The organism is Kitasatospora griseola, assembly GCF_014648555.1.
Lineage (GTDB): Bacteria > Actinomycetota > Actinomycetes > Streptomycetales > Streptomycetaceae > Kitasatospora > Kitasatospora griseola.
In genome coordinates this window covers 49,196-66,614 of record NZ_BMRI01000002.1, presented here as the reverse complement: position 1 = coordinate 66,614, position 17,419 = coordinate 49,196, and the positions used below count along the sequence as shown (strand labels likewise).

15 protein-coding genes are annotated in these 17,419 nt (G+C 73.7%); 8 read left to right on the top strand and 7 right to left on the bottom strand.

Annotated elements, in window-relative coordinates; all coding sequences use genetic code 11:
• The 3 genes from IEZ12_RS02785 to IEZ12_RS02775 all read left to right on the top strand — a co-directional run.
• A partial coding sequence (locus IEZ12_RS02785) for an ABC transporter substrate-binding protein (RefSeq protein WP_229847177.1) occupies window positions 1-859 on the top strand: 859 nt, incomplete at its 5' end.
• Between the two features lie 42 nt (window positions 860-901).
• Window positions 902-1,903 carry an LLM class F420-dependent oxidoreductase gene (locus IEZ12_RS02780; RefSeq protein WP_043910687.1) on the top strand — a complete coding sequence of 334 codons (1,002 nt, stop codon included), beginning with the start codon at window positions 902-904 and terminating at the stop codon, window positions 1,901-1,903.
• A 76-nt stretch (window positions 1,904-1,979) separates the two neighbouring features.
• The gene (locus IEZ12_RS02775) at window positions 1,980-3,053 is read left to right on the top strand and encodes an LLM class flavin-dependent oxidoreductase (RefSeq protein ID WP_189270580.1); all 1,074 of its coding nucleotides are present in this window, start codon (window positions 1,980-1,982) and stop codon (window positions 3,051-3,053) included.
• 396 nt (window positions 3,054-3,449) lie between these two features.
• Here the strand turns inward: IEZ12_RS02775 and IEZ12_RS02770 are convergent, their stop codons facing one another.
• Entirely contained in the window at window positions 3,450-4,001 is a 552-nt protein-coding gene (locus IEZ12_RS02770; RefSeq protein ID WP_229847176.1) for an ATP-binding protein, read from the bottom strand.
• Window positions 4,002-4,153: 152 nt separating this feature from the next.
• Between IEZ12_RS02770 and IEZ12_RS02765 the strand changes: the two genes are divergently transcribed.
• From IEZ12_RS02765 to IEZ12_RS02755, 3 genes are all read left to right on the top strand, one after another.
• Entirely contained in the window at window positions 4,154-5,026 is an 873-nt protein-coding gene (locus tag IEZ12_RS02765; RefSeq protein ID WP_189270579.1) for a helix-turn-helix domain-containing protein, read from the top strand.
• 3 nt (window positions 5,027-5,029) lie between these two features.
• A complete protein-coding gene (locus tag IEZ12_RS02760) occupies window positions 5,030-5,260 on the top strand; it encodes a DUF397 domain-containing protein (RefSeq protein ID WP_100586335.1) in 231 nt (76 codons plus the stop codon).
• A 238-nt stretch (window positions 5,261-5,498) separates the two neighbouring features.
• On the top strand, window positions 5,499-6,002 hold the full coding sequence (locus tag IEZ12_RS02755; protein WP_189270578.1) for a P-loop nucleotide/nucleoside kinase family protein: 504 nt from the start codon (window positions 5,499-5,501) through the stop codon (window positions 6,000-6,002).
• A gap of 61 nt (window positions 6,003-6,063) precedes the next feature.
• Here IEZ12_RS02755 and IEZ12_RS02750 read toward each other — a convergent pair whose 3' ends face one another.
• Both IEZ12_RS02750 and sigJ read right to left on the bottom strand, forming a co-directional pair.
• Window positions 6,064-8,190, bottom strand: coding sequence for an MMPL family transporter (locus IEZ12_RS02750; protein ID WP_229847175.1), 2,127 nt, complete (start codon window positions 8,188-8,190; stop codon window positions 6,064-6,066).
• Window positions 8,191-8,231: 41 nt separating this feature from the next.
• On the bottom strand, window positions 8,232-9,167 hold the full coding sequence (sigJ, locus tag IEZ12_RS02745; RefSeq protein ID WP_189270577.1) for an RNA polymerase sigma factor SigJ: 936 nt from the start codon (window positions 9,165-9,167) through the stop codon (window positions 8,232-8,234).
• Between the two features lie 306 nt (window positions 9,168-9,473).
• Between sigJ and IEZ12_RS02740 the strand changes: the two genes are divergently transcribed.
• A complete protein-coding gene (locus IEZ12_RS02740; RefSeq protein WP_189270576.1) occupies window positions 9,474-11,741 on the top strand; it encodes a hypothetical protein in 2,268 nt (755 codons plus the stop codon).
• A 75-nt stretch (window positions 11,742-11,816) separates the two neighbouring features.
• On the opposite strand, the gene IEZ12_RS02735 is transcribed toward IEZ12_RS02740, so the two are convergent.
• The 4 genes from IEZ12_RS02735 to IEZ12_RS02720 form a co-directional block, all read right to left on the bottom strand.
• The gene (locus IEZ12_RS02735) at window positions 11,817-12,818 is read right to left on the bottom strand and encodes an ABC-2 membrane transporter-related protein (protein ID WP_189270575.1); all 1,002 of its coding nucleotides are present in this window, start codon (window positions 12,816-12,818) and stop codon (window positions 11,817-11,819) included.
• Window positions 12,815-13,717, bottom strand: a complete 903-nt coding sequence (locus tag IEZ12_RS02730; protein ID WP_189270574.1) for an ABC transporter ATP-binding protein — start codon at window positions 13,715-13,717, stop codon at window positions 12,815-12,817. Before IEZ12_RS02730 ends, IEZ12_RS02735 begins: the two co-directional genes overlap by 4 nt.
• Window positions 13,714-14,142 (bottom strand): GntR family transcriptional regulator, encoded by a 429-nt coding sequence (locus IEZ12_RS02725; protein WP_043910699.1) that lies wholly within the window; start codon window positions 14,140-14,142, stop codon window positions 13,714-13,716. Before IEZ12_RS02725 ends, IEZ12_RS02730 begins: the two co-directional genes overlap by 4 nt.
• A gap of 82 nt (window positions 14,143-14,224) precedes the next feature.
• The gene (locus tag IEZ12_RS02720) at window positions 14,225-15,715 is read right to left on the bottom strand and encodes a DUF2079 domain-containing protein (RefSeq protein ID WP_189270573.1); all 1,491 of its coding nucleotides are present in this window, start codon (window positions 15,713-15,715) and stop codon (window positions 14,225-14,227) included.
• Window positions 15,716-15,879: 164 nt separating this feature from the next.
• Between IEZ12_RS02720 and IEZ12_RS02715 the strand changes: the two genes are divergently transcribed.
• Entirely contained in the window at window positions 15,880-17,178 is a 1,299-nt protein-coding gene (locus IEZ12_RS02715) for an MFS transporter (RefSeq protein WP_189270572.1), read from the top strand.
• Window positions 17,179-17,419: the final 241 nt, after the last annotated feature.

Here is a 17,419-nt window from a genome sequence, read left to right as displayed (position 1 = left end):
CGACGCGGCGGCCCGCACCGCCGCGCTGCGCTCCGGCGGCGTGAACTGGATCGAGTACCCGAACCCCGACGACCTGGACAGCCTGAAGGCCTCCGGCGCGCAGATCCTCACCAACAGCTACGACCACCTGTGGTACTGGATCCTCGACACCGCCAAGGGGCCGTGGGCGGACGTGCGGGTCAGGCAGGCGGCGAACTTCGCGATCGACCGGCAGGCCATCGCGGACAAGCTGCTGCACGGCACCGCCGACCCCGCCTACCAGGCCGCGCCGCGGGCCACCGCCGCCTATGACCCGGCGGGCAACCGGTACTCCCACGACCCGGACAAGGCGCGGAAGTTGCTCGCCGAGGCCGGCTACCCGAACGGGTTCAGCACCTCGGTCACGGTGCCCACCGGCGGTTCCGGCAACCTGCTGCCCGTCCCGATCACCGAGGCGCTGCAGCGCGACCTCGCCGCCGTCGGCATCAAGGTGGAGATCCGCACCACCGACTGGACCACCCTGATCGGCGCCGAGGCCAAGGGGCAGGTCGCGCTCGGCTCCGACGCCATCGCCCAGTCCACCACGCTGTTCCAGTCCGAGGCGCTGCTGCCGCTGTTCGTCGGCTCCAACAGCCCGTTCTGGACCGGGCATTACGCCAGCCCGGCGGTCGACGGGCTGATCGCCGCAGCCGCTGCCGAGCCGGACCAGGCGGCCCGGCAGGCCGACTACCGCAGCGCGCTGCGGAAGGTCACCGAGGACGCCCCGTGGCTGTTCGTGGTCAACGACCGCAACCCGCGCGCCCTCGCGCCGACCGTCCACGGGCTCGTCCAGCCGCAGTCCTGGTTCCTCGACCTCACCACCGTCCGGGTCGGGAAGTGACTGGCAGTCAGGCCAGCGACACAGAAGGGTAGTTGATCGACCATGCAGAACCACCGGTCCGCGCCGGCCTGGGGCATCACCCTGCCGCTGCCCGGACTCACCATCGACCGGCACCGCTTCCTGGTGGAACGGCTGCCGGAGCTCGGCTACAGCGACGTGTGGAGCGCGGAGGGCGGCGGCACCGACGCGTTCACGCCGCTCGCCGCCACCGCCGCCTGGTCGCCGCACCTGCGGATCGCCACCGGCATCGTCCCCGTGCACACCCGCGGGCCCGCCGTGCTCGCCCAGACCGCCGCCACGCTCGCCCAACTCGCGCCCGGGCGCGTCCTGTTGGGCATCGGGGCGTCGGTGCCCGCGCACGTCACCGACATCAACGGCATCCCGTTCGACGAGCCGTTCAAGCGCACCCGCGACGTCCTGCGCTTCCTCACCGCCGCGCTGCGCGGAGAGCACGTCGCCGGGGAGTTCGACACCTTCTCCATCACCGGCTACCGCCTGCCGCACCCGCCCACCGAGCCGGTCAAGGTCATCCTCGGCGCGCTGCGACCCGGCATGCTCCGGCTCGGCTTCACCGAGGGCGACGGGGCGATCACCAACCTGCTCGGCGCCCAGGACCTGCCGAAGGTGCTCGACGCGGTCGGGCCGCAGCCGCCCGGCAAGGAGCTCGTCGTCAAGGTGTTCGTCTGCCCCACCGAGGACACCGCGTACGCGCACCGCGCCAGCCGGCCGTTCCTCGCCTGGATCCTCAACCGGGAGCCCTACCGCAAGTTCCACCAGTGGCTCGGCAACGGCGAGTTGCTCGCCGAGACGCACAAGCGGTGGGCCGACGGCGACCACGAGGGCGCGCAGCGGGCGCTGCCCGACGAGGTGGTCGACACGCTGTTCCTCAGCGGCTCGCCCGAGGAGTGCCGCGAACAGATCCTGCGTTACCAGCAGCCCGGCGTCACCGCCATCCAGCTGTACGTCTCGCTGCCGCCCGAGGTGTTCACCAGCCGCACCCGACTGCTCGACACCCTCGCCCGGCTCGGGCCCACCGCGAGGTGACCGCCGCCTGTTCCGCCGCGGGCCGCGGTCCCGCGGCCCGCCCACCACCTCGATCCGTCCGACCTGGAGACCCTCGATGGAACTCGAACTGCGCGGCGGCGTCCGCGCCGCCGCTGTGCTAGGCGACACCCCCGCCGAACGGCAGGCCCTGCGCTGGGCGCCCGACCCGCGCGACCGCACCGCCGACCCTGCCCACATCAGCCGCACCGCAAGGGAGTTGGAGGAGGACGGCCTGGACAGCGCGCTCGTCGTCCAGTCCTCCTCCTGGCCCGACCCGTGGCTGGTGGCCGGCTGGGCGCTCGCGGCCACGAGCCGCCTGCGGATCGCCGCCGCCCACCGCATCGGCACCACCTCGCCCACCACCGCCGCCCGCGCGCTCGCGACCCTGGACCGGCTCTCCGGCGGCCGGATCAGCGCCCACCTGATCATCGGCTCCAGCGACACGGACGTCGCCCGGGACGGCGACACCCTGCCCAAGGCGGAGCGCTACCGGCGCGCCGAGGAGTACCTCTCGGTCCTCACCCGGTACCTCGCCACCGAGACCGATCTCGACCACCACGGCGAGTACTACACGCTGCGCGCCTCCAGACCCGGCCTGCGGCCCGCGCCCCGCGGCGAACTGCTCTCCTTCGGCGGCTCGTCGCCGCAGGGCGTCGAACTCGCCGCGAAGTACGCGCAGGTGTACGCCGTGCCACCGCTGCCGCTGCCCGACACCCGGCGGCGGATCGCCGAAGCCCGCGCCGTCGCCGCCCGGCACGGGCGCACCCTGCGCATCTGGCGGCACGTCACCGTCGTCCTCGCCGACACCGACACCGCTGCGCAACAGCACCTGCGGCGCCTCCGCCGCGACGCGATCCGCCTGGCGGCGGGGCCCGAAGCGGCCCGTCATCTCGACGCCGTCGCGCTCGACCGCGACCGCGAGCGGGGCCTCGCCGGCCCCGACCAGATCGCCTCCTACATCCGCCGCAACCTCGCCAACGCCTACACCGGCTCCCCCGCGACCGTCGCGTCCCGCATCAACCTCCTGCGCGCGGCCGGCGTCGACATCGTGCAGCTCGACCTGCCCACCGAGACCGCGCAGGACCGGGCGCTCCGCCGGGAGTTGGTCAACCACCTGCGCAACCCGCTGGCCGCACGCCGGAGTTGGTGAGAGCGGCCTGCGGCCTGCCTGCGGCCGGCGAGGGTGGATTCAGGGGTGGGGCGGCGCGCGGGAGTTGGTGGGAGCGGCCTGCGGCCGACGCGGGGGATGGAATCAGGGGTGGGGCAGCGCGCCGGAGTTGGTGAGAGCGGCCTGCGGCCTGCTTGGGGTGGGTGCAGGGGTTTCGGCCTGCGGTCGGCGCGCGGGGGATTCAGGGGTGGGATGGCGCGGAGGAGTTGGTGACAGCGGGTTGGGGCCTGCCGGAGGGGTGGGTGCGGGGTTGTGGCCTGCGGCCGGCGAGGGTGGATTCAGGGGTGGGGCGGCGCTCGGGAGTTGGCGGGAGCGGGCTGCGGCCGGCCAGGGGGTGGATGCCAGGGCGAGGCGGGGCAGCAGGGGCGGTGAGGGTGGTCAGTGGCGGGGGAGGGTGCAGGTGATCTGTTTGCCGAGGGGGGTGGGGGTGACGGTCCAGCCCGGGGCGAGGGCGTCGAGGATCCAGAGGCCGCGGCCGGTGTTGGCGCGGGGGTTGTCCGGGGGCTCGGTGGAGCGGCAGGGGAGGGCCGCCGGTTCGGGGTCGTGGACCTGGACGACGACGTCCTGCTCGGTGTGGGCGAGGAGGACGACGACGGGTGCGTGCGGGCCGCACAGGCGTACCGCGTTGCCGACGAGTTCGCTCGCCACCAGCCGGGCGGCGTCGGCGAGTTCCTCGGTGCCGCCGGCCGAGGTGACGGTTTTGAGGACGTGGGCGCGCATGTCGACCAGGTGTGCGGCACTGGCGTTCATGTGCAGGACGAATCCGTCGGGGCGCGGCGAGAGGTAGAAGCCCTGGGTGGAGCCGGACTTGTGCGGTGAGGGGGCGAGGTCTTCGCGGATGGCGGGCTCCCGGGCGGTGGAGCGAGTCGTCGGCCACCAAAGGGTGATGGCTCGCTCAAGGGTTCGGCGGTCGTGTCGGCGTCGGGGCACGCGGCGTTAAGTGCCACGAGGAGCGACAATGAGGTCACTGCGCGCTACCGGGAGTCAGCATGCCTCCATGATTACCGACTGGGCAATATGCCCAGCCCGATTTCCCTCGATCTAGTTGCTGTGCGGTCTCGGCTCGGTGGAGACTGCGGCCCATGGCGAAGAGAAACCCCACGCCCAAGTCGGTTTACCGTCGTCAGCTCGCGTCCCGGCTCAAGGAGTTGAGGGACGAGCGGGAGTTGACGCTGAGTCATGTCGCCGAGGTGGTGGAGGTCAACCAGAGCTCGCTGAGCCGGATCGAGAACGGCGACCGGGGCACCACCCCGCTGCTGGTGAAGGCCCTGCTGGACTGCTACCGGGTCACCGACCCGGCCGAGCGGGAGGACATCCTCGACCTGGTCCGCGCCGACCAGGCGCAGCGTCAGCAGTGGTGGAAGAAGTACTCGGCGGTCATCAACACCACGCAGTACGGCGGCTATCTGGCGCTGGAGTCCAGCGCGACCAGCCTGCGGTCGTACGAACCGCAGCTGATGCCGGGCCTGCTGCAGACCGCGGACTACGCGCGCCGGGTGATCGCCGAGATGCGGGTGGATCTGACGGACCGCCAGATCGACGCGCTGGTCGCGGTGCGGATGGAACGGCAGGAGAAGCTGCTGGACCGTGAAGGCGCTCCGAAGCTCTGGGCGGTGATCGACGAAGCCGCGATAGCGCGGATCGGGAGCAACCGAACTGTTTTCAAAGGGCAGTTGGAGCACCTTCTGGAGCTCTCGCCGCGTCCGGGCATCACGCTTCAGCTGCTGCCGTTCGCGGCCGGCTTCCATCCCGGACTGTACGGATCGTTCATGCTGATGGGTTTCCCGGATTCGAATCCGGAGGTGGTTTGGGTGGAGAATCTCACCAACTCGGTGTACTTCGAGGGATCTGAGGATGTGGAGCGCTACACCGAGGTCTTCGACCATCTGCGGGCCCGTGCCCTCGGCCCACCCGAGACCCGCAGCCGGATCAGCAAGATTCTCAAGGAGCTGTAAGAGTTGAGCACCACCAAGCCCGTCCCCGCCGAACTGGACTACTCAGCGGTCGTCTGGGAGAAGTCCCCGTTCAGCGGGGGCAACGACAACTGCGTGGAGTTCGGCGTGGTCGGCGCGTTCATCGCCGTCCGTGACTCCAAGCGGCCGGAGCAGACGCCGCTCGTCTACACGCGCGACGAGATCCGGGCCATGGTTCAGGGCGCGAAGGCCGGGGCCTTCGACCACCTGGTCTGACGGCAATAGGCCCACCGGCCGACGGGCGTCCACGGCCCCGTCCGACCGCACCACACCACAGGCGCGGCCGGACGGGGCCGTTCCCGACGAATCGTCAGTTCGCCCGTACCGGTGAACTTTTGGGCAACCGCCGCCGCATGCGGGAACGAACGGTGCGAGCCGGGTTTCGGATCGTCATAGCCCAGGTAAACAACGCGGATCGACGCCGCCACGAGGCTCCGCGTTCTAACCTGACCGGATGGCAGGTCGATCGAGCACGGTGGTGCTGATGTGCGGGCTTCCCGGAGCGGGGAAGACCACCTACGCGCAGGATTTGGTGCGGCGCGGTTTCGTCCGGCTGTCGATCGACGAAGTGGTCTGGCAGCGGCTGGGGCAGCGCGATGCCGGCCTGGTGCTGGAGGCCGATGCGTACGACCGGCTCAAGGAAGAGGTCCGCCGCCTTCAGCGGGACGAACTGGTCGCACTGGTGCGGGCCCGGCGCGACGTGGTGGTGGACTACAGCTTCTGGAGCCGCGCCGCCCGTGACGACTACAAGGCGTTGGTCGAAAGCCACAGCGGCCGTTGGGAGTTGATCCACCTCAAGGCCGACCGGGCGACGCTGGAGCGCCGGCTCGCCGTGCGCAACGGCGAGCAGGGCGCCAACTCCGTGACGGTGGATCAGAAACTGCTCGACCGGTACGTGGCCGACTTCGAGGAACCGGACGGAGAGGGCGAACAGGTTTTTGTGCAGTCCGCGACCTGAGGCCCCGGAGCCCGGCCGGCGTGGGTGGCGAGGAGCCGTGGCGCCGGCCGGGGTGGGTGGGTCAGGGGTGGCGGGCCGGCCACCAGAGGTGGGGGCCGGTGTGGAGGGTGAGGGCGGTGACGAGGACGGAGCGGACGATCAGGGTGTCGAGGAGGACCCCGAAGGCGACGGTGAAGCCGAGTTCGGCGGCGAAGACGAGGGGGAGCGAGGCCATCGCGGCGAAGGTGCCGGCGAGGACCAGGCCGGCGGAGGTGATGACGCCGCCGGTGGCGGTGAGCGCGGTGCGGGCGGCGCGGCGGGTGCCGAGGGTGCGGGCGTCCTCGCGGATGCGGGTGACCAGGAAGATGTTGTAGTCGACGCCGAGGGCGACCAGGAAGACGAAGGCGAGGAGCGGGAACGAGGCGTCCGTCCCGGCGAAGTGGAACAGGTGGCGGAAGACCAGGGCGGAGACCCCGAGCGCCGCGCCGAAGGAGAGCACCACGGTGCCGATCAGCAGCAGCGGAGCGACGGCCGACCTGAGCAGGACGGCGAGGATCAGCAGGACGGTCAGCAGCACCACCGGGATGATCAGGGCGTCGTCGTGGGCGGCCGCGTCCCGGGTGTCCAGGGCGATCGCGGTCGTCCCGCCGACCAGCGCGTCCGCGCCGGGCACGGCGTGCACCGCGGTGCGGGCGAGGGCGACGGTGCGCATCGCGTCCCGGCTGCTCGGGTCCGCGGACAGTTCGGCCGACAGGAGGATCTGCGAGCCGGCCGGGAGCGGCGGGGAGACGGCCCGTACACCGGGTACGCCGGCCAGTGCCGCGCGGACCGGCTCGGCGGCGTCCGCCCCGGCCACCACGTACAGCGGGTCGCCCGCGCCGGCCGGGAAGTGCGCGGACTGGATCTGCTTGCCGACGGCGGTCTGTGGATGTCCGGTGAACTGCTCGGTGTCGGCGAGGCCGTCCGCGCGCAGCGAGAAGGAGCCGAGGGCGAGCGCGCCGAGGACGAGCGCGGTGCCGATCCAGACGGTGCGCGGGCGGCGGGCGATCGCGTCGCCCAGGCGGGTCCAGACCCGGCCGCCGTCCGGTGCGGCCGCGCCGAACTCGGGGCGGCGCGGCCAGAACGCGCGGCGCCCGCAGGCGACCAGCAGGGCGGGCATCAGGGTGAGCATCGCCAGCCAGCCGACCAGGACGCCGATCGCACAGGCCGGCCCCATGCCGCGGGTGGAGTTGAGCTCGGCCAGGACCAGCAGCAGGAGTCCCGCCGCGACGGTCGCCGCCGAGGCGGTGATCGCCGGGGCACAGCGGCGCAGCGCCCGGGCCATCGCCTCGTGCGGATCCTGATGGACCGCCAGTTCCTCGCGGTAGCGGGCGATCAGCAGCAGCGCGTAGTCGGTGGCCGCGCCGAACACCAGCACCACCAGGATGAACCCGGTCTGCTTGTTGACGACCAGTCCGGCGTACCGGGCCAGCAGGAACACCGCCGCCTCGGCGACCGCCAGCGCCCCGCCGACGGTGACCAGCGACAGCAGCGGCAGCCACGGACTGCGGTAGGTGAGCAGCAGGATCACCACCACCACGATCGCGGTGATCGTGGTCAGGCCGCCGCCCGCGCCGAACGCCTTGATCGAGTCGGAGGCGTACCCGGCGGGCCCCGTGACGTGGAACCCGAGGCCGTCCGCGGGCGCGGCGCCGATCGCGGTCAGCGCGTCCACGCTGCGGCCCAGCCCCTCCCAGCCGTCCTTGCCCTTGCGGAGCTGGACGACCGTCTGCAGGGCCTTCCCGTCCGGCGAGGCGACCGGGCCCTGCACGGCGCCGACCACGGCCCCGACCGAGCCGAACGCCGCAGCGTCGGCCTGTGCTTTCGTCAGATCGGAGGCTGTGATGCCGGTCGGACGGTCGTACAGGACGATCGCCGGAACGGTGTCCGCCGCTCCGAACGCGGCGGCCCGCTGCACCACGGCGGTGGACTCCGCCCCACTCGGCAGCCATGCCGCGTTGTCGTTCTGCTCCGCCTCGCCGAGCCGCCCCGCCAGCAACAGGGCCGGTACCAGCAGCAGCGCCCACAGCGCCAGCACCACCCACTTGCCGCGCCGACCGGCGGGCACCGTCAACCACGCGGCGGCCCGGCTCGGGCCGGAGCCGTTCGCGCCGGACCCCTTCGCGCCGGAGCCGTTCACGTCGGAGCCCTTCGGGCCGGACCCGCGCACGTCGGACCCCTTCACACCGGTGCCCTTCACACCCGCGCCCTTCACGCCACGCCTCCGAGCTTGTCCGGGTTCGACACCGCGTAGATGCCGGAGATCCGGTCGCCGTCCGGTACCAGGTCCAGCACCAGCACCGCGAACGTCCGGCCGAAGGCCGAAAGCACCACCGCCGGCGCGCCGTTGACGGTCCGCCAGTCGAACTCCAGGCCCCGGCCGGTCTTCGGCGCCAGACCCGCCAGCAGCCGCGCCACCTTGGACCGGCCGGTGAGCGGACGCAGCCCCCCGGGGGCCTTCCCGCCGCCGTCGCCCCACAGCGTCACCTCGGGCGACAGCAGCTCCAGCAGCGCCGCCAGGTCGCCGCCGAGGGCCGCCGCCAGGAAACGCTCCGTCACCTGCCGCCGCACCGCCGGCTCCGGCTCGTACCGGGGCCGCCCGGCCTGCACGTGCTCCCGCGCCCGTTTCGTCAACTGCCGTACCGCCGCCGGGCTGCGGCCCAGGATGCCGGCGATCTCCGTGCCGCTGTACCCGAACACCTCGTGCAGCACGAACGCGCTGCGCTCCAGCGGCGACAGCGTCTCCAGCACCACCAGCAGCGCCATCGACACCGACTCGGCCCGCTCCACCTCCGCCTGCCCGTCCCCGACCGCGCCCGGCTCCGCCGCCGGGCCCACCAGCGGCTCCGGCAGCCACGGCCCCACGTACGTCTCGCGCCGCCGGCTCACCGCCGCCTGCTGCGCCAGCGCCCGGTTCACCGCCACCCGCACCAGGTAGGCCTTCGGGTGCTCCACCGGCTCCGCCGCCGCGTCCGCGCGCCGCGCCACCCAGGCCAGCCAGGTGTCCTGCAGCACGTCCTCGGTGTCGGCGACGCTGCCGAGCAGGTTGTAGACCAGGGAGAACAGCAGCTCCCGGTGCTCCGCGTACTCCCGCGTGGCGTCGTCGGAGGCCGTCCGCGCCGCCTGTGCCGCCTGCTCCTCGGTCATCCCGGGTGTCCTCTCCGCTGATCGCTGCCGATCACTGTTGATCGTGTTGGAGGTGAGAGCACTGCCGGACCGCGAAAAGTGACACGGCGGCGCGCAATGTGGCTCAGCTCACAGTGGGGCGGGTTCGGAGCGCCGTGCGGGGAAGCGGTTTCCGGTCGAACGGACGTATCTGCACCTCCAGTAGGCTGACGGCCGCCGGAGACGTCCGGGGGGACGGGCCGCGCGGGGCGAGAGCCGCCGGGCCGTGCCGCCCCGAGGGTGGGGCCGGCACACGGGGACGGACAGGACGCGAAGGACAGCGCAACAGTGAACGGCGCCGAACAGCACACCGGAACGCAGGGCCAGGGCCATGGGCAGGACGGGGGCGGCGCCGTCTGGCGGTACCTCCTCGACGAGGGAACGGACCCGGCCGGACGGGTCCCCGTCCATGCGGTGCAGGGCAGTTGGCCGCCCGGCCCGGACGCCGCGTACCGGCCGCACCCGCGCCACGGCCGCCCGCTCGCCGACCCCGTCCCTGCCGCCGCCCCGCCGCCCGGCCTGCCCCCGCTCGGGGCCGGCCGCCGGCCCGCCGGCCGGGCCCTGCTCGCCTGGCTGGAGGACGCCCGCGGCCCCCGCCTGTGCCGGGTGGCCGGCTCCTCCGGCAGCGGCCGCACCCACCTGCTGACCTGGCTGGCCGCCGCCTGCCCGCCCGACCACCCGCGGCCCGGACGCCGGGTCCACGCGTTGCTGGACGTCGAGGGGCTGACGGTCCGTTCGGCCGCCACCCGGCTCGCCGACCTGCTCGGCCTGACCGCCGGCACTCCCGCCGACCTGCTCGAAGCGCTCCAGGACGGCACCCCGCGCACCGTCGTCGTCACCGACCTCGACCGGGCCGGCGGACCGGGCCTGCCCGGCACCCCCGAGCGGGTGGCCGCCGAACTGCTCGCCCCGCTGCTGTCCGTGCCCTGGCTGCTGCTGGTCGTCGAAGCCGCCCACGGGCCCGCCGCCGACCTGCTCACCGCCGCCGCCCCCGGCGGCGCCGTCCTCGACCTCGACCAGCCGCAGTGGACCGACCCCGCGCAGTACGCCGCCTGGTGCGCCCGGCTGACCGGCCATCAGGTCGACCCGGCCACCACCCACCCCAGCCCCGGGCTCGCCCAGCTCGCCGCCCGCACCCTCGGCGCCGTCCTCGACCCGGCCCGGACGCCCGCCGAACGCGCCACCGCCCTCGCCGACACCTGGTGGACCGCCCTGCCCGAGGCCGAACGCGGCGCGCTGACCGCCCTGTCCACCGCCGACGGCCCGCTCAGCACCGAACTGTGGGCCACCCTCCCCGGCGCAGGCGGCGAACAGGTCGTCAAGTCCGCCGCCGACCTGCTGCCCCCGCCGCCGATGGCCGACCGCTGGCAGCTGCGCCCCGACGAGGTCGCCCACCGGGTCGCCGCCGACCGGCCGCCCGTCGACCACGGCGCGATGATGTGGGAGGTGGCCGGCGGCATCCCCGTCCGCGCCGACGGCGGCCCCGACCTGGCGGGCAGCGACCCCGAACGCCTCGCGCTGCTGCTGCGGCACGCCTCCGCCGCGGACCCGGCCACGCCGATGCTGGACGAACTCGACCTGCTGCTGCACGCCGAACCCGCCACCGTCACCGCAGCGTTCCAGCGCGCCGAGGACGCCGGCGCACCCGTCACCGCCCTCGCCGAGGCCTGGCGGCTCGCCGCCCCCGACCGGGACGCGCTGGCCCGCCCCGCCGACCGCGCGGCCGTCCTGCACGCCTGGCTCACCGGCCGCGACGACCAGTCCGCCGCGCACTGCGCCGACCTCGCCGCCGCCCGCTGGCACACCGTCTGGAACCGCCCCGCCGCCGGCCCCTGCATGACCGCGCTCGGCGTCGGCCCGACGGCCGGCTCGCTGCTGCTCGCCGACGGGACCGCCCTCGGTCTCGCCGACCCCGCCACTGGCGAAATCGTCGGCACGACGAGTGAACTGACGGAGCCTCACCCACGCTCGCTCGCCGCCACCCCCTTCGGCGGGGCGCTGCTGCTCGACGCGTCCGGCGTCCTGCGCCCGCTCACCGTGGACGGCGCGGTCGGCGCACCGTCCGGCGTTCTGGACGCGCTCGGCCCCTGCACGGCCGTCGCCGGCCACCACGACGCCCTGGTGCTCGGCCACCCCGACGGATCCACCAGCCACCGCACGCTCTCCACGGGCGTCACCCACCGCCCCGGGACCCCGCTGCACGACGGCCCCGTCACCGCGCTCGGCGTCACCGACGCGGACGGCGGCACCCTGGTGGTCAGCGGCGGCGAGGACGGCCGGGTCTGGACCTGGATGCCCGGCCGCCCCCCGCTGCCCGCCCCCGTCGACCGGCGTCCCCACCCCGTCACCGCCACCGCCCTCGGCGCCACCCCCGGCGGCCTGCTGCTCGCCGCCGCCTGGTCCGACGGCCTGCTCCGCCTGCGCCGCTGGGGCGAACGCCACCGCGGCGCCGACATCCGCCTCGGCGCGCCCGTCCGGTCCCTCGTCGTCACCTCCGACGGCCTGGTGGTCGTCGCCCTGCCGGAAGCCGTCCTCGCGCTCACCCTGGTCGGATAGCGCGTCGGCCCCGGGCGGACAACGCGTCGGCCCCGGGCGGTCGAGGACCGTCCGGGGCCGGGGGAGCGGGTGTGCTCAGAGCACGGCGCGGGTCACCCGGCGGTACACCAGCACGACCAGCGCGGCCGTCAGCACCAGCAGCACGCCCGACTCGACCAGCTGCATCGGCACGAAGTGCGACACCGGGTGGTACTCGCCCCACACCGTCGGCGCGTCCTGGCAGGCCTGGTAGTTGCGGGAGCAGTCGGCCTCGGACAGCCGGGTGCCGTCCGCGAGCACCGCGCCGCTGTTCACCAGCCACGACTGCGACGGCTGGATGAACATGCCGAGGTGGTTGCGGCTGTTCGGCGCCGAGCCGTGCACCAGCGGGAGGAAGTACGGCCGGGCGAAGCGCATCAGCAGCTCGGCGAGCAGCAGCAGCACACCGCTGACCAGGATGGACGCGATCGTGCGCCGCAGCAGCACGCCGACCGCCGTGCCCAGCGCCAGCCCGAACAGCGACCAGGCCAGTGGGGCCAGGTCGAGCGCGTGGTAGGTGAAGCCCGGGAACGGCGAGTCGAGGAAGAACCGGTGGCCGGCGATGCCGGTGCGCCACACCCAGGTGGTGAGCGCCGACAGGACGCCCGCCGACAGCGCCACCACCACCGCCGGGACGACCAGCCGGGCCGTCAGCCAGCGCGCCGGCGAGACCGACTGCGCCCGGATCAGCTGCACCGTGCCCCGCTCGTACTCCTGGGCCAGCAGCGGCGCGCCCACGAACATGCCCACCAGCACCGGGAGGGCGACCATCGCCGGCTGCACCACGTTGGTGAACACCGTGTTCAGCATGAAGATCCGGGAGTTCAGATCCGCGCAGTGGTTCGGGAGGGCGCACAGGCTGCCGGCGAGGCCGCGGTCGGCGTCCAGCAGCAGCAGATTCATCGTCACCAGGCCGACCGCGGCGACCAGCAGCACCCCGACCGCCACCCGGCGCAGCGGACGGCTCTGCCGCCAGGCCGGCCAGAACGGGCCGCGCGGACGCAGCACGGACAGCCGCGACGGGGCGGTGCTCCCGCGGGACAGCTCGACGGTGGTCATGCGGCGGCCTCGCAGGTGCTGGGGGCGGACGGAACGGGGGCGTCGGGGTTGCGCAGGTAGCCGAGCAGCAGCTGCTCCAGCTGCGGGCGGCTCGGCTCCCACGCGTCCGGCACCGGGGAGTCGGTGCGCAGCAGGCCGGTGACCTGACGGCCCGTCACCCGCCACTCCACCGCGTCGCCGGGCGGGCGAGGCGCGTCGGCGAGTCCGGTCACCAGCCGGTGGCCGTCGAGGATCTCGTCCAGGTCGCCGGCCAGCCGGACCCGGCCGGACTGCACCAGCAGCACGTGGTCGATCGCGCCGTCGAGCTCGGCCAGCAGGTGCGAGGAGATCATCACGGTGGTGGCGCGCTCGGCGGCGTCCGACAGCAGCAGGCCCATCAGGTCGTGCCGGGCCAGCGGGTCCAGATCGGCCATCGGCTCGTCCAGCAGCAGGAGTTCGGGCCGCTTGGCCATGGCCAGCGCCAGCGCCACCCGGCTGCGCTGCCCGCCGGACAGCGAACCCACCCGGGCGCGGGGCGACAGGCCGCCCAGCTCGATCACCCGCTGTGCGCAGGCCTCGTCCCAGCCCGGGTTGAGCTCCCGGCCCAGCCGCAGTGTCTCCTCGACGGTGAACGACGGGTACAGCGGCCTGCTCTGCGTCACGCTGCCGATCCGGGCGCGCAGCGCAGGCGTGCCCGCGGGCTCGCCGAACACCCGCAACTCGCCCTCCGACGGCGCGAACAGATGCGCCATCAGCCCGAACAGCGTGCTCTTGCCCGCACCGTTCGGACCCACCACGCCGCACACCCGGCCCGCCGGAACGGCGAACCCGCAGTGCCGCAGCGCCCACTGGCCGCGACGGTAGCTCTTGCCCAGCCCCACGGCGTGCACCGCGGGCGCGGGGCCCGTGACCTCGGTCATCGCTCCCCTTCACTCCTCGTCTCCCGCGCCACCGGGGGAACCCCCGACTCGAAGCGCTGATCCAGCACGGAGGCCACCAGTGCGCTGATGTCCTCCCGGTCCAGCCCGGCCTGCCGCGCCCCGTCCACCCAGGCCGTCAACTCGGCCCGCAGCGGCCCGTCCTCGGCCGTGCCCGGCCGGGACAGCGAACGGAGCACGAAGGTGCCCAGCCCCGGACGCGGCTCGACCAGGCCCTCCCGCTCCAACTCCCGGTACGCCTTGAGCACCGTGTTGGGATTGACCGCGGTCCGCTCCACCACCTCCCGGGCCGTCGGGAGCTTGTCCCCGGGCTGCAGCGCGCCGAGCCGCAGCGCCTGCTTGGTCTGCTGCACGATCTGCTGGTACGTGGGGACGCCGCTGCGCCGATCGAGGCGGTACTCGATCACGCCGCACCACCCTTTCACTAGTTGATTAGTGGAATGGTGGCGGACGGGGGCGCGGCGGTCAAGCCGACACCTTCGGGAGATGTCAGGGGTGGCGCAGCAGCACCAGGTCGCCGTCGTCGACCACCACCCGGTACCCGAAGCGCTGTTCGTAGCCGACCAGCATCCGCCAGGTGTCGGCGACCGGGCACGGCACGTGCACGCTCGGGTCGGCCAGGTCCACCACCACCCACTGCGGGCCGCCCTCCCGGACGCCGTCCGGCCGCAGCGCGCCGAACGGCGGCTCGGGCTCGCGGCACACCAGGGCGACGTCGGTCCGTCCGGCGAGCTGCGCGGCCAGGTGATTGGTCGCCACCACGCTCGCGCCGTCCGGTATCCGCGCCAGCGCGGCGCGGATCTTCACCACCCGCTCGGACGTCCCCCAGGCGGACGGCAGCACCGCCTCGCGCAGCGGGTACAGCGGCAGCGTCAGGACGGCGGTGAGCGCGGCGAGGGCCAGCGTGCGACGCGCCCGGCGGCGCTCCATCCGGGTGACGGTCTCCACCAGGCCGGCCAGCAGCAGCGGCATCAGCACCGCGCTGTAGTGGTAACTGACGCCCCAGTAGTGCTGGTTGTCGGCCAGCAGCCGCCACGCCAGGGTCGGCGCGCAGATCAGCACCAGCGGCGAACGCAGGCCCGCGAACCCGGCCGTCGCCGCCAACAGCCCCAGCAGCAGCCACTTCAACGGCGGCCAGAACGGCCGCAGCACCACCGTCCACGGCGCGGACGCGGCCTGCCCGGCGGAGAGCTGGCCGCCGTAGTCGAAGCCGCCGTGCGGGTTGAAGGCGGGCACCACCAGCCAGACCGTCACCACCGTCGCCGCCACGCCGAACAGCGCCGCCGCCACCGCCAGTATGCGGGCCCGGCTGCCGGCCGGCGCGCGCCGGAAGGCGAGCAGGGCGACGGCCGTGAGCGTCAGCCCCAGGTCCTCCTTCACCAGCACCAGCGGCAGTGCCCAGCACACCGCCGCGACCGGCCGGCGGCGTCCCAGCGCCACCGCCGCGAACGCCAACATCGGGACTGCGAAGGCGATTTCGTGGAAGTCGTCGCCGACCGCGGAGGCCACTCCCCAGGACAGCCCGGCCAGGCAGCCGACCACCGCCCCGAGTCGCCGCCCGCCCACCTCGCCCGCCCAGCGGGCCACCGGCACCACCGCCAGCGCCATCAGCACCGCCTGCGCCACCAGCAGCGTCCGGGCGTCCGGGAACAGCCGGTACACGGGCGCGAGCGTGGCCAGGATCGGATGGAAGTGGTCGCCGAGCAGGTGGTAGCCCGGCCCCTTCAACGCCACGACCGGCGCCCGCCCGTGCGCGTACGCCCGCACCGCCTGCTCGAAGATCCCCAGGTCGTACGCCTGACTCTCCAACCGGCGGTACCGATTCAGCGAGACGCAGCAGTACACCGCCGCGAACAGGACGCCAAGTCCCCACGCCAGCACGGCAGGTGAGACCCGCGCGAGCACCAGGCGCAGGACGCCGACGGGCGGGGGAGCGGCGGCGGCCGGTGGAGGCAGGGGGGTGGAGACGGCTGAAGGCATCGCGAAAGTACCCTTCCACTAATGAATTAGTGGAAGGGTGGTGGAACCCGAAGCAGCCCGTCAACCCCGGCCGGCAACCGCCGTCGGGGCCTCTGACCTGCCCTGATGCCCCGGAATCGGACGGGGTCGTCCGGTGTGCTGGTCGGCGGCGCTACGGTCGGGGCATGTCAAACAAGATCGCGAGCGCGGGCAGGGCCGACGCGTGGCTTCCTGCCCGCCGGAAGCGGCTCGCGCCGGGGCCGTTCCGTGCGGTGCTCGGTGCATCCGTCCTGGCCAATACGGCGGACGGCGTCTTCCGGATGGGGCTGCTTCTCGTGGCGGCCCGGCTCACGCATTCCAGCAGCGCGTCCTCCCTGGTGATGGTGGTGACGACCCTGCCGTGGCTGATCTTCGGAGTTCCTGCGGGCATGCTCGCCGACCGGACCAGTCGCAAGGTGTCGATGGTCGCCGCCGACGGGGCCCGCGCCGTGCTCATCGCGACGGTCGGCATCGCCGCGGTCGCCCATGTCCTGACGCTGCCAGTGCTGCTGGTACTGGCGTTCCTCGTCGGCATCGCCGAGACGGTGTTCAACACCAGCAGCGAGACCGTGCTCCCCACCATCGTCGCGCCCGATGACCTCACCAAGGCCAACGGCCGACTCAACACCTCCATGCGAGTGACCAGCCAGTTCGTCGCCCCCACCCTCGCCGGTTGGCTGACCGCTGTCGCCATGCCCCTCACCTTCCTGGGCGCCGGCGCGGGCTACCTCGGCTCGATGCTCCAACTCGCCCTGCTGCCGAAGGACGTCGGACGCGTACCGTCGCGAGAGAAGGAGCCCACGAGGATCTGGACCGGGGTCGCCTTCGTGCTCCGCCACCGGACCATCCGGATGATCACCCTCACGGGCGCGCTGACCACGCTCGCGAACACCTCCTTCCTCGCCCTGCTCGTGGTGTACGCGACTTCGGGTCCACTGCATCTCGGCGACGCCGGCTACGGATTCCTCCTCAGCTCCGTCGGAGTCGGCACCGCCCTCGGCTCCCTGACCGCGCACCGCGCCGAACGGCGGCTGGGCAGCGCGCCGGTGCTGTGCGCCTCCCGGATCGGCTGGGGCCTGATGTTCGTCGCGCCCGTGCTGTTCCACGGCCCGTGGCTCTGGGTCGCCATGACCGCGGGCAGCGGCCTCGGCGGCATGTGGGGAGTCGTCACCGTCTCGCTGCGCCAACGACTCACACCGCCCGGGATCCGGGGCGCCGTCGGCGGGGCGTACCGCACGATCATCATGGGATCCATGCCCGTCGGAGCGGCGATCGGAGCCCTCGTCCAGAGCCGGCTCGGAACCCCCGGCACCTTCCTGCTCTACGGGGCCGGGATGGCGGTGCTCGCTGTCCCGGTGTACCTGTCCATGCCCGGGAAGTCGCCCGCGCGCAGCTCACAGCCGGCGGAGCACCTCATCGATGACCGGGAAGCCGGGGCTCAATGAGACGTGGCGAGACCACGACCCTGCGGCTCGACCCACTCCGGGACGATCGGTGATTCCCTGGCACACCGAGCCGGTTGGTCGTACGTCGGCCGCGTCGCGGTGAAGGACGGCAACGGACGGTCCCGGCCCCGGCTCGCCGGGTCGGCGGCGCGACGGGCGGTGGCGACGAGTACGCGGACCGGCCGGAACGCGTGTGCTGCGTGTACAGGCGGGGCGGGAACGGGTAACCAACCTGAAGGCC

Excerpts from the sequence above, each read along its gene's own strand:
- IEZ12_RS02755 (WP_189270578.1), top strand. The coding sequence starts at position 5,499 with ATGGCAGGTCGATCGAGCACGGTGGTGCTGATGTGCGGGCTTCCCGGA.
- IEZ12_RS02775 (WP_189270580.1), top strand. The coding sequence starts at position 1,980 with ATGGAACTCGAACTGCGCGGCGGCGTCCGCGCCGCCGCTGTGCTAGGC.
- IEZ12_RS02735 (WP_189270575.1), bottom strand. The coding sequence starts at position 12,818 with ATGACCACCGTCGAGCTGTCCCGCGGGAGCACCGCCCCGTCGCGGCTG.
- IEZ12_RS02765 (WP_189270579.1), top strand. The coding sequence starts at position 4,154 with ATGGCGAAGAGAAACCCCACGCCCAAGTCGGTTTACCGTCGTCAGCTC.
- IEZ12_RS02720 (WP_189270573.1), bottom strand. The coding sequence starts at position 15,715 with ATGCCTTCAGCCGTCTCCACCCCCCTGCCTCCACCGGCCGCCGCCGCT.
- IEZ12_RS02730 (WP_189270574.1), bottom strand. The coding sequence starts at position 13,717 with ATGACCGAGGTCACGGGCCCCGCGCCCGCGGTGCACGCCGTGGGGCTG.
- IEZ12_RS02715 (WP_189270572.1), top strand. The coding sequence starts at position 15,880 with ATGTCAAACAAGATCGCGAGCGCGGGCAGGGCCGACGCGTGGCTTCCT.
- IEZ12_RS02780 (WP_043910687.1), top strand. The coding sequence starts at position 902 with ATGCAGAACCACCGGTCCGCGCCGGCCTGGGGCATCACCCTGCCGCTG.
- sigJ (WP_189270577.1), bottom strand. The coding sequence starts at position 9,167 with ATGACCGAGGAGCAGGCGGCACAGGCGGCGCGGACGGCCTCCGACGAC.